Genomic DNA, 14132 nt, shown 5'->3' on the forward strand with positions numbered 1-14132 from the left:
GCTGGCTACGCGCGGCCGCCATGGTCAGTTGTCGGATGACCGCGCGAACCGCTAGCTATAATGAATAAATAATCGACCGTTCGCTGTCGCAAGAGGTACCCGATGTCAGCGCCGCCCCTTAACGCCGCTTCGCCGCGGCGCGCCCGCAATCTCGCGGAATTCGTCGTCAATCAGTTGGTCGAGCAGATCGAAGCGAGCGTGCTGAAGCCTGGCGACAAGCTGCCCACCGAATCGCAGCTGATGGAAAGCATGAACGTCAGCCGCACCGTGATTCGCGAGGCTATCTCACGCTTGCAGGCCGCGAAAGTCATCGAAACACGCCACGGCATCGGCAGCTTCGTGCTCGAGCCGGCCGCGAAAAGCGTCGGCTTCAACGTGGCGCCCGGCACGACGCTGCGCGACGTGCTTCACATCCTCGAGTTGCGCATCAGCCTCGAAACCGAATGCGCCGGGCTCGCCGCGCAGCGCGCCCAGCCCGATGACCTTGCGCGCATGCGCGCGGCGCTCGATACGCTCATCGCCACCCATAGCGACGAACCGGCGAGCGTCGAAGCCGATCTGCACTTCCACATCGCCGTGGCACAGGCCACGGGCAATCGTTATTTCGTCGACATCCTCACGCAGCTCGGCACCGCGCTGATCCCGCGCGAGCGGATAGACTCGGCTGGCATCGCACACGAAGATCCCGGCATCTATCTTTCGACCGTCAATGGCGAGCACGAGAGCATTTACGATGCGATCGCACGGCGCGATGCGGAAAGCGCGCGTGCCGCGATGCGCATGCATCTGTCGAACAGCCGGGAGAGATTGCGGCGCGCGAATGCAACTGCCATGGCAGTGGAATCGCACAGTTGACGATCGCGTAACCGGGTACGCACCGGGGCCGCGACCGTGCATCGGGCGCGTGCCCGGTTCAGCGTGCGGCATACCGCCGGCGCGCCACGACGGATCAATCAGACGAACGGCCGCTCGGCGGCGGCCGCTGCCTTCTTTCAGCGCGCGCTCAAGCGGAACGCCGCCACTGCCGTTGCGGTGGCCTGCGCTTGCTGCTCGAGCGCGCTCGCCGCGGCCGCCGACTGCTCGACCAGTGCCGCGTTTTGCTGGGTGACCTGATCCATCTGGCTCACCGCCTGACCCACCTGCTCGATGCCGAGGCTTTGCTCGGCCGTTGCAGCCGTGATCTCCGTCATGATCGAGGCGACCTCGCGCACCGATGCGACGATCTCGCCCATCGCGCGGCCCGCTTCGGTGACGAGCGCATTGCCGCTCTTCACGTCTTCGACCGAGGTGCCGATGAGCGTCTTGATCTCCTGCGCCGCCGCCGCGCTGCGCTGCGCGAGCGAGCGCACCTCGCCCGCCACCACGGCGAACCCGCGGCCGAGTTCGCCTGCCCGGGCCGACTCCACTGCGGCATTGAGCGCCAGGATGTTGGTCTGGAACGCGATGCTGTCAATGAGGCCCGTGATGTCGGCGATCTTCTGCGAGCTCGTGGACACCGCGCTCATCGTTTGAACGGCGCGGCCGACCACATCGCCACCACGCTCCGCCGCCTGCGCCGCATTGGCGGCAAGGTCGCTCGCCGTACGCGCGTGCTCGGCATTGCGCTTGACCGTGGACGTCAGCTCGCCCATGCTCGCGGCCGTCTCCTCGAGCGACGCCGACTGCTGCTCCGTGCGACTGGAAAGGTCCAGGTTGCCCGCCGAAATTTCGCGCGCGGCGGTATGGATTGCGTCGCAGTTCTCGCGCACGACCGAGACGGCCTGCCAGAGACCGGAGCGCATACGGCTCATCGCGGCGAAAAGCTGGCCGATTTCATTTGCGCCGGCCTGGGGCACTTCAACGGTGAGATCGTTCGCGGCGATCCGATCGAGCATGTTCACGGCTTCGTGCAGCGGCCCGATGACGATCCGGCGCAACGCGAAGTAGGTGGACGCAATCAGTACGAGCGAGAACGACACGCCCACCAGGACGAGGCCGAGCACCCACTGGTAATCGCGCGCGGCGCCCGCAGCCGATACCTGGGCGAACCCGCCCGCCAGCTTCTGGAATTTCTCGACCGCCGCCGAATAATCGATCCCGGCGGTTCGGATGTCCTTGTCGTTGATCGTCACGTAGGCAGGAGTGTCGCCATTACGCAACGCTTGGGATGCAGCTTTCAGGTAGGAGGCAAGGCGCTCGGAGGCGTCGAGCAACTGTTGCTTTAACGCATCATCCTGGCCGTCGAAACGCGCGGCGCGGCGAAATGCGTCCGTTTCCGAGGCGGCGCGGTCGATCGTCGTCTGCGCGCTCTTGAGCGCCGAGTCGCGCGTGGCCGTATCGCCCGCTTCTTTCAGCGCGGCGTAGGCACGGGTCAATGCCGAGCGCGTGCGCGTGGTGTCCTTGTAGCCGTCGTTGACGAGAATCACCTGGCTGGCGATCTCCTGCTGCAACGCCGCCGCGGCGTTCGCGCGGCTGAGCGCCACGACACCCAGCACGCCCCCCAGCACCATCATGGCTGCGAACACTGCCAATACAGCAAGCAGGCTGCGCCTCACCGACAAATTACCCATCGCGCCGACACCCCGTTCGTCCATGCCGGACACGGGCCGGCGGTTGGTCTTCAAATCGTTCTATATAACGGCCGTCCGGCGACGAACTGTAGGCCAAAACGCGCCGCGCACATCATACGTTGTCTTACAACACGCATCCAGCAAGATTGCGCGTAGTAATTTCCCTAGTATCTCCAGCAATTCACTGCCCCGAGAATTTTTAATGGCATCACAGTTGTACGATGACATATGAGTAGCAACTCAGCGCCTTTCGCACCAAACCAAGCATGCATGGAGATCTAATGAAAAAACGGGTGATTTCTACGATGGTGGCCGCCTCGGTTGTAGGCCTCGCCGCCGGCGCCGCGCAAGCGCAAAGCAACGTGACGCTGTACGGTATCGTCGACACCGGCATCGGCTGGCAGAACAATTCGACGTCGGTGGGTTCCACCTCGGGCGGCAAGTCGCTCGTGAAGATGAACCAAGGCATCTGGGCCGGCAGCCGTTTCGGCTTGAAGGGTAGCGAAGATCTCGGTGGCGGCAACAAGGCGATCTTCACCCTCGAACAAGGCTTCAACAGCGCGACGGGCGCCGAGCAGTTCTCGGGCCTCGGCTTCAGCCGTCAGGCTTGGGTCGGTATCTCGAACGCGACGTACGGTACGGTGACGGCTGGCCGTCAGTACACGCCGTACTACACGCTGCTGTCGCCGTGGAGCCCGACGACGTGGCTGACCGGCGCATACGGCGCACATCCGGGCGATATCGACTCGTTGGACACCAGCTTCCGCACGAACAACCAGGTCGTCTACACGTCGCCGACGATCTCCGGCTTCACGTTCAGCGGTGGCTATGCGTTCGGCGGCGTCGCCGGCAGCATGGCGGCCGATTCGGTGTGGAGCGTGGCGGCACAGTACAAGAACGGTCCGTTCGGCATCGGTGTCGGTTACCAGCACATCAACAATGCGACCACAACCACGCAACTGTGGAATTCGTCGGCAATCAGCGGTCCCGGCTCGGCCACGACGTACGCCGGCGAGCAAGCTGTGTCGGCAGTCAACAATGGCTACCGGTCGGCTACCCGTCAACAGCGCATCGGCGTGACGGCCGGCTATCAGTTCACGCCGAATTTGGACGTCTCGGCATCGTTCACGAACGTGCAGTACGTTCCGGGTGCAACGTCGTCTTTCCGCAACGAAGTGATCTTCAACACGGCCGGCGCCGTGCTGCACTGGAAGGCAACGCCGACGCTCGATCTGGCTGCTGGCTATAGCTACACCGCTTCGTCGAAGGCCAACGGCATCAGCGACGCCGCGCGCTATCACCAGTTCAACCTGTCGCAGTACTACGCGCTGTCGAAGCGCACGGGCCTGTATGCTGTCGAGGCATACCAGCACGCGAAGGGCAAGACGATCGGCTCGAACGGTACGAGCATCATCAACGCGACGGCTTCGATCGGCGACGGTTTCAACAGCAACCCGTCGAGCAGCGCCAACCAAGTTGCCGTCGGCGCCGGTATCATCCACCGCTTCTAAGCAACAACGACTGCGCGGCATCGCTGCCGAAGCCGCGCTGCTCGAACTTCGGTACGAGCACTTGAACGCCAGGGTCTCACGCCCCTGGCGTTTTTCTTTTTCCCGCCGCATTTCCTTCAGCGTCTCGCCGCCAGCAACAAAAAAGACGGTTGCAGGATCTTCCCGCAACCGTCAAACCGGCGACGAATCGTCGACTGGAGGGAACGCGTTCTACCGTCCGATTCCGCGCGCGCTCAGAAGAACCCGAGCGGCTTGGCGTCGTAGCTCACGAGCAGACACTTCGTCTGCTGATAGTTCGACAGCGCGATCTTGTGCGTTTCGCGCCCGATACCCGATTGCTTGTAGCCGCCGAACGCCGCGTGGGCGGGATACAGGTGGTAGCAGTTGGTCCACACCCGGCCCGCCTCGATCTCGCGGCCCATGCGGTAGGCGCGCGTGCCGTCGCGCGTCCACACGCCGGCGCCCAGACCGAAGTACGTGTCGTTCGCAAGCTCGATCGCGTGGGCTTCGTCCTTGAACGTCATCACCGAGGCGACGGGCCCAAAGATCTCCTCCTGGAACACGCGCATCTTGTTGTTGCCGAGCAGCATCGTCGGCATCACGTAGTAGCCGCTGCCGAGGCCCTCGGCCGGGCTGCGGCGCTCGCCGCCCGTCAGGCACTGCGCGCCCTCCCCGCGGCCGATGTCGATGTAGGAGAGAATCTTGTCGAGCTGCTGCTGCGAGGCCTGCGCGCCAATCATCGTCGACGGATCGAGCGGGTGCCCCGCCTTGATGTTCTGCACGCGTGCGATCGCCTTCTCGATGAAGCGCTCGTAGATCGATTCCTGGATCAACACGCGCGAGGGGCACGTGCAGACTTCGCCCTGGTTCAGCGCGAACATCGCGAGGCCCTCGAGCGCCTTGTCGAGGAACGCATCGTCGCGATCGAGCACGTCGGCGAAGAAGATGTTCGGGCTCTTGCCGCCCAACTCGACCGTGGTCGGAATCAGCGTCTCGGCCGCCGCGCGCATGATGTGCTTGCCCGTGGGCGTCGAGCCCGTGAACGCCAGCTTCGAGATGCGCTTGCTCGTGGCGAGCGCCTCGCCCGCCTCCCGGCCGAAGCCATTCACGATGTTGATCACGCCGGCCGGGAACAGATCGCCGATGATCTGCATCAGCACGAGGATCGAGGCCGGCGTCTGCTCGGCCGGCTTCATGACGACGCAGCAGCCGGCCGCGAGCGCGGGCGCGAGCTTCCACGCCGCCATCAGCAGCGGGAAGTTCCACGGGATGATCTGGCCGACGACGCCCAGCGGCTCATGGAAGTGATAGGCGACGGTGTTGTCGTCGATCTCCGAAATCCCGCCTTCCTGCGCGCGGAGGCAGCCCGCAAAGTAGCGGAAGTGGTCGACGGCGAGCGGCAGGTCTGCCGCCATCGTCTCGCGCAGCGGCTTGCCGTTGTCGATCGTCTCCGCCACGGCCAAAAGCTTCAGGTTCCTCTCCATGCGATCGGCTGCCGCGAGCAGCAGATTCGCGCGATCGGTCGTCGACGTCTTGCCCCAGGCGCGGCGCGCCTTGTGCGCGGCATCGAGCGCGAGTTCGACATCGGCCGCGGCCGAACGGGGAATGCGACAGAACGGCTTGCCGTTGATCGGCGAGACGTTTTCGAAATACTCACCGGCCACGGGCGGCACCCACTTCCCGCCGATATAGTTCTCGTATTGCTGAACGTACGGGTACTCGATGTCCAGTCCCAGGCTCTTGAGGTCGAACATATCCATCGCGTGTCTCCTTGAATCGAAAATTTGTTCACAGCGCCAGCCGGCTGTGGCACCCATCAAGGCAACATGTGTGCCACACGCTCGGTAGCGGCAGGCGCCGTGACCGGAGCCGCACGCCCGCGCAAGACTGTTCCAATTCGCATCACTCCTGTAGCGATACTGAACAGTTGCTGTCCATGGGACGGCCTCGCGCGGCGCGTGCCGGCGTTCACTGTTGCGGGCCCGCGTTGAGCGGCGTTGCCGATGCCTTCGCGACGTCGGCCGTCAGCTTCTCGGCCTTGGGCCGATAGCCGTTCGAGCTCAGCAGGAACGCCATGATGTCGGCGTAGTCCTGCGGCTTGAGCTTGCCGGGACGATCCGCGGGCATGTTCGTCGACATGTAGCCGAAGATCCCGCCGATCGTCAGGTGCGAGTTGCTGGCCGGTGCGAACGCCGGCCCTGTCAACGCCGGCGCCGTCACGCCCTCGAGCTTCGCCCCGTGGCATTTCGCGCAGGCGTTGGCATACAGCTTCTTGCCGTGCGACACCTGCACGGCATCGAACGACGGCGCCTCCGAGGGCGGCTGCGCCGACACTCGAACGAACGCGCCGCGCCCCCCGGCTCCCAATACGGCCGGCATGATGCCTGCCCGCGGCAGGCCGTCGCCCGGCACCGCTTGCGCCCGGCCTGCGTGGCTCGCAGCGGCTTGCAGGCCCACCGGCATGTCCCATTCGCGCGTGAGGGCGGCCAGGCGTCCATCGGCCCGCATCGCGCTCAGCGCGCGATCGAGGCGGGCGCCGAGCGCCGCATGCCGCGCCGCGATCGCGAAGACGAGATGCCAGTCGGCATAAGGCGACTGCGTGGCCGCAACGTCGAACCGTAGTTGCGGATGCGCCTGCCGATAGGCCACGACGGCCGGATACCAAACGATTGCGCGCTGAGCCCGGCCTTCGGCCACGGCGGCAACGGTCAGCGCCGGCGTGTTCTCGAGGTCCAGCTTCACGCCGCGCGCCTGCACGGCGATCAGTTGCGCCGGGCTGCCATATGTGGCCGCCACTACGCCCTCGCGCGCGCCGGCGGCGCCGGGCGCGTTGCCCGCACTCGCCTCCTGCACGCTCACGTAGCCCGCACGCAAATAGCCGCGCGAAAAGACGAGATCGGGGCTCGTGGCGTCGGCCACCGACGAGCGCGGAAAGCCCGCGATGACGTCGCAGCGCCGCGTCAGTGCGCGCCGCAGCTCCTTCAGCGATACGCCGTCGTCATCGCCGCCGGCGATGGCGTCGGCAACAAACGATGCATCGATGCGCGCGGCCTTGAATGCTTCTCGTGCGACGGCGCGATCCACGACGGACGAGGGACTGCCGTCGAACATACACACGCGGACGGCGGCGTTCGCAGGCGCGTCGGCCAGCGTGGCGGCAAGCGCGACGATGCTGGTCGCCGCGAGACGAGTAAGGTTTGTGTTCATGATGAGGCTGTTCCTGAACCTGAATGCTCGAGCACGGTCACGACCGCGCCGGCCGACGTGGCAGGCGCGGCCATGACCGCCGGACCGATCGCCAAGCGGGGCCATGGCGACCGATGGCGGTCAATAAGGCGGCTGGAGGCCGAGAGGGGCCGTTGTCGACCGCTTACCCGCGGCCGAGGGCGAAAACGTAGAGCGTGCCGCCGCGCGGGATCTTGTCAGCGATCTTCGCCATCGGGCCGCCCCAGATCGGATTGGCACCGCCGTAGCCGGCAAGCACCGCCACGTACTCCTTGCCGTCCACCTCGAAGACCGAAGGCTGCGCGACAATGCCGCTCGCGAGCTTCGGGCTTTGCCAGAGCACCTTGCCGGTGGCCGCGTCGAACGCATAGAGGTAGCCGTCGAGCGAGCCGCTGAACGCGATGCCCGACGCGGTGCTCGCCACGCCGCCGTTCCACGGCAATTTGCTCCAGTGGCTCCAGACCTTCTTGCCCGTGTTGACGTCGATGGCCTGCAGTTCGCCATAGCCGCGGCTGCCGGGCTCGGCCTTGATCTCGAAACCCTCGCCCAGATACGGCAACCCCTCCATGTAGCTCACCGACTTGCCGGACAAGCTCATGCAGGCGTGCAGCGCCGGCACGAAGGCGAGATGGCGCTCGGGGTCGTAGGACATCGACCACCAGTTCTTGCCGCCGAGAAAGCTCGGGCAGGTGTTGATCGTCGAGCCGACTTTCGGGTACTTCGCGCCGTCCTGAATCGGCTTTCCTTCGGCCGTGTATCCGGTCACCGAAGTCGCCTTCACGAACGGCTTCGCATAGATGAGCTTGCCGTTGCTGCGATCGATCGCATGGAAGTATCCGTTGCGGTCGGCGTGGACGATCGCATCGTAGTCCTTCCCTTCATAGGTGATTTTCGCGAGCACGGGCGTGTTGACGCCGTCGTAATCCCAGGTGTCGTGCGTCGTGTACTGGAAGTGCCATTTGAGATCGCCCGTCTTCGGATCGAGCGCCAGCAGCGAGTCCGAATAGAGGTTGTCGCCGGGACGCAGATCGGCGAGCCAGGGACCGGGATTGCCCACACCCCAGTAAAGCGTCTTGGTCGCAGCGTCGTAAGTGCCCGTCAGCCACGCCGGTGCGCCGCCATGGTCCTGCATGCCGTTGGGCCAGGTGTCGCCGCCCTTCTCGCCCGCGCCCGGCACCGTGAAGCGCTTCCATAGCACCTTGCCGTCGTCGGGGCTCAACGCGGCGATGAAACCGCGCGCGCCATACTCGCCGCCCGAGCTGCCGACGACGATCGAGCCGTCGAGCGCCAGCGGCGCCAGCGAGAACGCGTAGCCGACGCCGGGGTCGAACATGCGTTTTTTCCAGACCACACTGCCCGTTTGTGCATCGAGCGCGACGACCTCGCCGCTCAGCATCGCCACGTAGACGTTCTTGCCATAAAGCGCGACGCCTCGGTTGATCACGTCGCAGCATGCGGTTTTGAACGATTCGGCGCCGAGCTTCGGCTCGAACCGCCAGAGTTCCTTGCCCGTCGCCGCATCGAATGCATAGACGTTGTCTTTCGGCGTGGTGACGAAGAGATAGCGGCCGTTGACGATCGGCGTGGCTTCGAAGCCTTGCTGCAGCTCGGCGGGAAACTTGTAGGTCCACGCAGCCTTCAGGCTCTTCACGTTGGTCGCATCGATCTGCTTGAGCGGCGAGTGCGATTGACCGCCGTAGCTCCGGTAGTAGGTCAGCCAGCCCGCGTCGTCTTGCGCGCCCGCCAATCGCTCGTAGGTGACCGGCTGATACCCGTCGGCGGCGCTCGCGCGAGATGCATCGAATGCCAGGGCGCCGACTACCGCGCCCGCAAGCGCCGTCATCAGGAAGGCCGAAGCCGTACGTCTCTTCATGTCTGTCTCCTATCGGTCGGACTCGACGCGTCGGCACCCGGCCCGATTCCGTCCGAGACAATCGATCGAAATCGGCGCGTCAGCGTCTGCTCGATCGGATGCAAGGAGAGCGTTCGAACCTGGCACTTCGGCGCGTGGGCCGATCCCATGCCAAAGCTGAGGGTTTATCTATCTATCGCGGCGATGTCGACCAGGCAGTCGCATGCATCGCGGCGGGCGGGCTCGACGCAAGTCGTATGCCATCGGCGTAAGCGCTGCCCGGACAGCACGGCAATGTGTCAAATGCGCGCGTTGCGCGCGCTGCGCGACGAATGCACTCGTTCGCGTTGCGCTGTTTCAAAGTGCGACAGGTGACCCGCCTGGCTGTACAGCAACGCAACACCCGTTGCGTTCCACGGTCATCTCATCGTTGTTCGGCCGCAGGCTGCTGCGACACGCTTCGATATGACGTCGCGCAATGGCATGGTTCTCGCTGAATGGGGCTTCGAAGGCCGCTGCACACGGACACACGGGCGCACGGCCGTCGCGATCGAGAGGAGGACAAGCGGATGGGACGTCTACGTTCGATAGTGGAGAAATGGCTGGTGCCGCTGCCGGACCCATCCATCGGATCGCTGCGCGTGCAGCGGCTGGGACGCGCGGCGAGCCGCGACGGACGCTGCGTGCGCATTGAAGTGTGCGGTATGCAAGGTACGGCCTGCCTTCACTTCTTCAGGCACGGCGACGGTTGCTGGCATGTCTTTCCGCCACCGCGCCCGCGGCCCGCGATGGGCACCGACGGCGTATCGCTGGCCGCCGCCAATGCGCGACTCGAATGATGCGCTGCCTCAGCCGAACATCGCCTCGACTGCGCGCCTCAGCGCGTCGGCCAGCGCCGGCTCGCTGCCGAGGTGCCCGGCGCGGGCGACACGCTCCGCGCGCGTGGCCGGCACCGCCCTCGCGAGGCGATCGAGATTGGCCGGCGGGCAGACGGGATCGCGCGAGCCATGAATAGCCGCGATCCGCACGCCGTGCGATGCGGCCCGTTGCGCAAGCCGCAGCAGGCGGCGCGGCCCGAGCCAGCAGTCGTGCGACAGATAGTGCGCCTGCACGCGGTATTTCGCGACGAGCGCCGTCGCATCCCGGTTCGACACGCGTGGGTGGGCACGCACGCGACGGCGATGAGCGGACGCAAGCACCGCCCGCTCGTACTCGCGCCACGCCACCGCGACCGCCCGCTGCCGTGCCGCCGGTGCGCCGGCCGCGAGCGAATCGGCGCACCGGCGCGCCAGGACAGAAGCGCGGCCGCCGCCCGCTGCGCGCCAAAGCGCCCGCCATGCGCGCGGCGCGCGTGAGCGCGACCTGATGAAAAGCTGCCTGACCTCCTGGCGCGACGCCAGGAAAAGACCGCGCAGGACAACGCCCGACACGCGCGACGGATGCGTGCCCGCATAGGCCAGCGCGAGCGCCGCTCCCCACGACCCGCCCACGACGCCCCAGCGCTCGATACCGAGGTGCCGCCGAATGGCTTCCATGTCGCCGATCAGCCGATCGGTGCGGTTTTGCCGTACGATTCCACGCGGAGACGACGCACCCGCGCCACGCTGGTCGACGAGGACCACGCGAAACCGCGCAAGGTCGAATAACCGCAGCGTACCGATCTGGCTGCCGCTGCCCGGGCCGCCGTGCAGCACGACCACCGGCGTGCCCGAGGCCGCACCGGCGAGCGTGAAAGCGATGCGCTGGCCGTCGCGCGTAAAGTATCGGCGTTCGTATCGGCGTTCGGGCGTGCCGGACGTCCGCGGATGACGGATCGAAGACCAATGGCTCATGAGCGGCAACGAGGCGGCGGTCGCCCGACGGACGAAAATTGCCGCAGATCAAGAAAACCTGAACGATATCGGGGAACTACGGAGAACACCCGATATCGGTGCCAAGGTGACGGCGCCATCGTAAACGATATGGCCGAACCCGCGCGATACCCGCGCGATACCTGCGGTATGGCCGACCGAACCGGCAGGCAAAGGGCGTTTCTGGCGCAGAACTTGCTCTCATGCGGCATCAAAAGAGCGTCAGCGCGTGCGTCGCCGCTCGAAAAGGAGGAGACATGCGCGACGAGGTCCGCGACGTTCACGACGTCCGCAGCGCCGCCCACCCGCTGACGGCGAACGAGGGTGGCTGGCTGACGCCCTGCATTCAGAAGGCTCACGAACGATCGGAAAGCTTCGGTCTCGTCGCGTCGGCGCGGCCCGACTATGACGTGCTCACCGGTGCGGAGCTGACACTCAAGCTCGAGCAGAACCGCGTGCTGACGGCGCACGCGCTGCCCGTCATGGAAACGCTCCACGAGCAGATCGTCAACACCCAGAGCATGATCGTGCTCACCGACGCCGAAGGCTTGATCCTGCATTCGATCGGCGACGACGACTTTCTGCGGCGTGCCGAGAAAGTCGCGCTGCGCCCGGGCGCGAACTGGGCCGAGGACCGCCAAGGCACGAACGCGATCGGCACGGCGCTCGCCGAGCGCAACGCCACGGTCGTCCATGGCGATCAGCACTATCTGGCCGCGAACCGCTTTTTGACCTGTTCGAGCGTGCCGATACTCGACCCCTACGGCGACGTTGCCGGCGTGCTCGACGTGACGGGCGACTATCGCAGCTACCATCAACACACGATGGCGCTCGCGAAGATGTCGGTACAGATGATCGAGAATCATCTGTTCGCGAGCAAGTTTCGCGATACGCTGCGGATCGCATTTCACAGCCGTCCCGAGTTCCTCGGCACGCTGATGGAGGGCATCGCCGCCTTCACGTTCGATGGGCGATTCCTCTCGGCCAACCGCAGCGCCCAGTTCCAGCTTGGCTTATCGCTGGCCGCCTTGCGTGCGCATACGCTCGGCTCGCTCTTCGGCGTGACGAGTGCGCAACTCGTCGAGCGCGCGCGCGGCCAGGCGGACCAGGTGGTGCCGCTGAACCTGCACAACGGCGCCGTGGTCTGCGCGCACGTCGCGCTGCGGCGCCCCTCGCTCTCGCAGCAAGAGCGCGACGACGCACGGCCCGAGGCCCGCTCCACCGTTTCCTCCGCCCGCGCCGAGCCGCGCGCCGCGGCGCAACCGAGCGCCGCGCCGGTCACGCTCGCGCAACTCGATACGGGCGACGCCCAGGTGGCCGCCGTCATCACGAAGGTGCGCAAGGTGATCGGCAAGGACATCCCGATCCTGATCACGGGCGAAACGGGCACGGGCAAGGAGTTGCTCGCGCAGGCGATTCACAACGACTCACCGCGACGCGACGCGCCGTTCGTGGCGGTGAACTGCGCCTCGATTCCCGAGACGCTGATCGAATCGGAACTCTTCGGCTACGAGGAAGGAGCCTTCACGGGCGCGCGCCGCAAGGGCGCACTCGGCAAGCTGTTGCAGGCCAACGGCGGCACGCTCTTTCTCGACGAGATCGGCGACATGCCCTATCCGCTCCAGGTGCGGCTGCTGCGCGTGCTACAGGAGCGCGTGGTGAACCCGCTCGGGTCGACGAAGTCGATACCCGTCGATATCGCCGTCGTCTGTGCTACGCACCGCAGCCTGCGCGAGATGATTGCGCAAAACCGCTTCCGCGAAGACCTTTACTACCGGCTCAACGGCCTCGTCGTGAAGCTGCCGCCGCTGCGAGAGCGCACGGACCTCGCCGTCGTCATCGCGCGCATGCTCGAGCGCGAGTCGCTTTCGGGTGCCGGCGACAAGCCGCTCGCTGTCGCGCCCGAGGTCATGGCGCTGTTCTCGCAATGCACGTGGCCCGGCAATTTCAGGCAACTGGGCAACCTGCTGCGCACGGCCGCCGCCATGGTCGAAGCCGACGGCGAAATCCGGCGCGAGCATCTGCCGGATGACTTCTTCGAGGACCTCCCCGCCACCGCCGGTTCGTACGCCGCGGCCGCGCCCGCGGCGTACGAGCCGACGGCCGTCACCGCATCGGCGCAAGGCACGCGGCTTCATGACGTCGCCATTTCGGTGATCGCGGCAACGGTCGCCCAGCATGGCGGCAATGTATCCGCCGCCGCCCGCGCGCTCGGCGTATCGCGCACGACCATCTACCGGAAGCTGCCGGCTACGATGGGCATGACGCGCGCCTCCAACGACGAGTGAGCGCCGCTGGCCCCAGCGAGCCGCCGGGGCCGCGACACCCGCCGCGGCGACGCGTTGTCGCACGCCGAAACAGCACTGTTCCAAAACGGAACAGCCCAGCTTTCCTGGGTTGCCCTACCGAGATCCGCACGACCGAGGACCGCCTGCGCGCGCGTCCGTTTTCCATCGCCTGATCGATTTCCCATGCCGCGCGCGACTGTAAGGCGGGCCGCATCCGCTCGCGTGCCGCTCGGCATGCGCCTTGCTTCGTTCGCACCCGCCGCGATACGCGCGGCCATTTCAGCGAAACCGACCATTCTTCAGGAGACACACCATGCAGTGGAGCACGCCCGCCTACACCGATCTGCGCTTCGGCTTCGAAATCACGATGTACGTCGCCACGCGCTGACGCGGCGACGAGCGGCCGCGCGTGCGTCCTCCTCGCGCTCGCGCGGCGCCTGTCGAAGCCGAAACATCCATTGCCTCATTGCCCCATTGCTCCGCCCCAGTCGACATCCCGTACTCATGCTCGAGGCGATCGAAAAGGCGTAACCCGCATGAACGACGAATCGACCGCAGCCGGCGCGCCGCTGCGCCCGCACCTGAAAACCATGTTCCGCCTGCAATGGGAGCCCATGCACGACGCGTGCATGCTGGTCCACCCCGAGGGCAGGGTCACGCTGAATCCGAGCGCCGGCCAGATTCTCGAGCGCTGCGACGGCACACGCGACCTCGACGAAATCATTGCCGAACTCGAAGCGCTCTTTTGTTCGGCCGAACTCGCCACGGACGTCTACCGCTTCCTCGACGACGCCCGGCAACGGGGCTGGCTCGACTGACCGATTCGATCCCGAACGCGGCCCGCTCCTGAACGCCTG

11 protein-coding genes are annotated in these 14132 nt (G+C 66.0%); 6 read left to right on the forward strand and 5 right to left on the reverse strand.

Going from position 1 to position 14132, the window contains the following annotated elements; genetic code table 11:
* The first annotated feature begins 102 nt into the window (after positions 1–102).
* Positions 103–855 (forward strand): FadR/GntR family transcriptional regulator, encoded by a 753-nt coding sequence (locus tag U0034_RS05145; protein WP_085223716.1) that lies wholly within the window; start codon positions 103–105, stop codon positions 853–855.
* Between the two features lie 137 nt (positions 856–992).
* Here the strand turns inward: U0034_RS05145 and U0034_RS05150 are convergent, their stop codons facing one another.
* Positions 993–2549 (reverse strand): methyl-accepting chemotaxis protein, encoded by a 1557-nt coding sequence (locus U0034_RS05150; RefSeq protein WP_085224439.1) that lies wholly within the window; start codon positions 2547–2549, stop codon positions 993–995.
* Between the two features lie 281 nt (positions 2550–2830).
* Between U0034_RS05150 and U0034_RS05155 the strand changes: the two genes are divergently transcribed.
* On the forward strand, positions 2831–4060 hold the full coding sequence (locus tag U0034_RS05155) for a porin (RefSeq protein ID WP_085223714.1): 1230 nt from the start codon (positions 2831–2833) through the stop codon (positions 4058–4060).
* Between the two features lie 233 nt (positions 4061–4293).
* On the opposite strand, the gene U0034_RS05160 is transcribed toward U0034_RS05155, so the two are convergent.
* From U0034_RS05160 to U0034_RS05170, 3 genes are all read right to left on the reverse strand, one after another.
* Positions 4294–5820 (reverse strand): aldehyde dehydrogenase family protein, encoded by a 1527-nt coding sequence (locus U0034_RS05160; protein WP_085223712.1) that lies wholly within the window; start codon positions 5818–5820, stop codon positions 4294–4296.
* A gap of 208 nt (positions 5821–6028) precedes the next feature.
* Positions 6029–7267 carry a c-type cytochrome gene (locus U0034_RS05165; protein ID WP_085223710.1) on the reverse strand — a complete coding sequence of 413 codons (1239 nt, stop codon included), beginning with the start codon at positions 7265–7267 and terminating at the stop codon, positions 6029–6031.
* A gap of 163 nt (positions 7268–7430) precedes the next feature.
* Positions 7431–9158 (reverse strand): methanol/ethanol family PQQ-dependent dehydrogenase, encoded by a 1728-nt coding sequence (locus tag U0034_RS05170; protein WP_085223708.1) that lies wholly within the window; start codon positions 9156–9158, stop codon positions 7431–7433.
* A gap of 548 nt (positions 9159–9706) precedes the next feature.
* On the opposite strand from U0034_RS05170, the gene U0034_RS05175 reads away from it, so the two are divergent.
* Positions 9707–9976 carry a hypothetical protein gene (locus U0034_RS05175; protein ID WP_085223706.1) on the forward strand — a complete coding sequence of 90 codons (270 nt, stop codon included), beginning with the start codon at positions 9707–9709 and terminating at the stop codon, positions 9974–9976.
* A 9-nt stretch (positions 9977–9985) separates the two neighbouring features.
* Here U0034_RS05175 and U0034_RS05180 read toward each other — a convergent pair whose 3' ends face one another.
* Positions 9986–10969, reverse strand: coding sequence for an alpha/beta fold hydrolase (locus tag U0034_RS05180; RefSeq protein WP_085223704.1), 984 nt, complete (start codon positions 10967–10969; stop codon positions 9986–9988).
* 275 nt (positions 10970–11244) lie between these two features.
* Here U0034_RS05180 and U0034_RS05185 point away from each other — a divergent pair, with 275 nt between their 5' ends.
* The 3 genes from U0034_RS05185 to pqqD all read left to right on the forward strand — a co-directional run bounded on the left by U0034_RS05185 (position 11245) and on the right by pqqD (position 14093).
* Positions 11245–13275, forward strand: coding sequence for a sigma-54-dependent Fis family transcriptional regulator (locus U0034_RS05185; RefSeq protein ID WP_085223702.1), 2031 nt, complete (start codon positions 11245–11247; stop codon positions 13273–13275).
* 313 nt (positions 13276–13588) lie between these two features.
* Positions 13589–13663: a pyrroloquinoline quinone precursor peptide PqqA gene (gene pqqA / locus U0034_RS05190; RefSeq protein ID WP_085224436.1), complete on the forward strand. Its 75-nt coding sequence runs from the start codon at positions 13589–13591 to the stop codon at positions 13661–13663.
* A gap of 148 nt (positions 13664–13811) precedes the next feature.
* Positions 13812–14093: a pyrroloquinoline quinone biosynthesis peptide chaperone PqqD gene (gene pqqD / locus U0034_RS05195; RefSeq protein ID WP_085223701.1), complete on the forward strand. Its 282-nt coding sequence runs from the start codon at positions 13812–13814 to the stop codon at positions 14091–14093.
* The last annotated feature ends 39 nt before the right edge of the window (positions 14094–14132 follow it).

It is taken from the genome of Trinickia caryophylli (genome assembly GCF_034424545.1).
In the GTDB taxonomy this organism is placed as follows: domain Bacteria; phylum Pseudomonadota; class Gammaproteobacteria; order Burkholderiales; family Burkholderiaceae; genus Trinickia; species Trinickia caryophylli.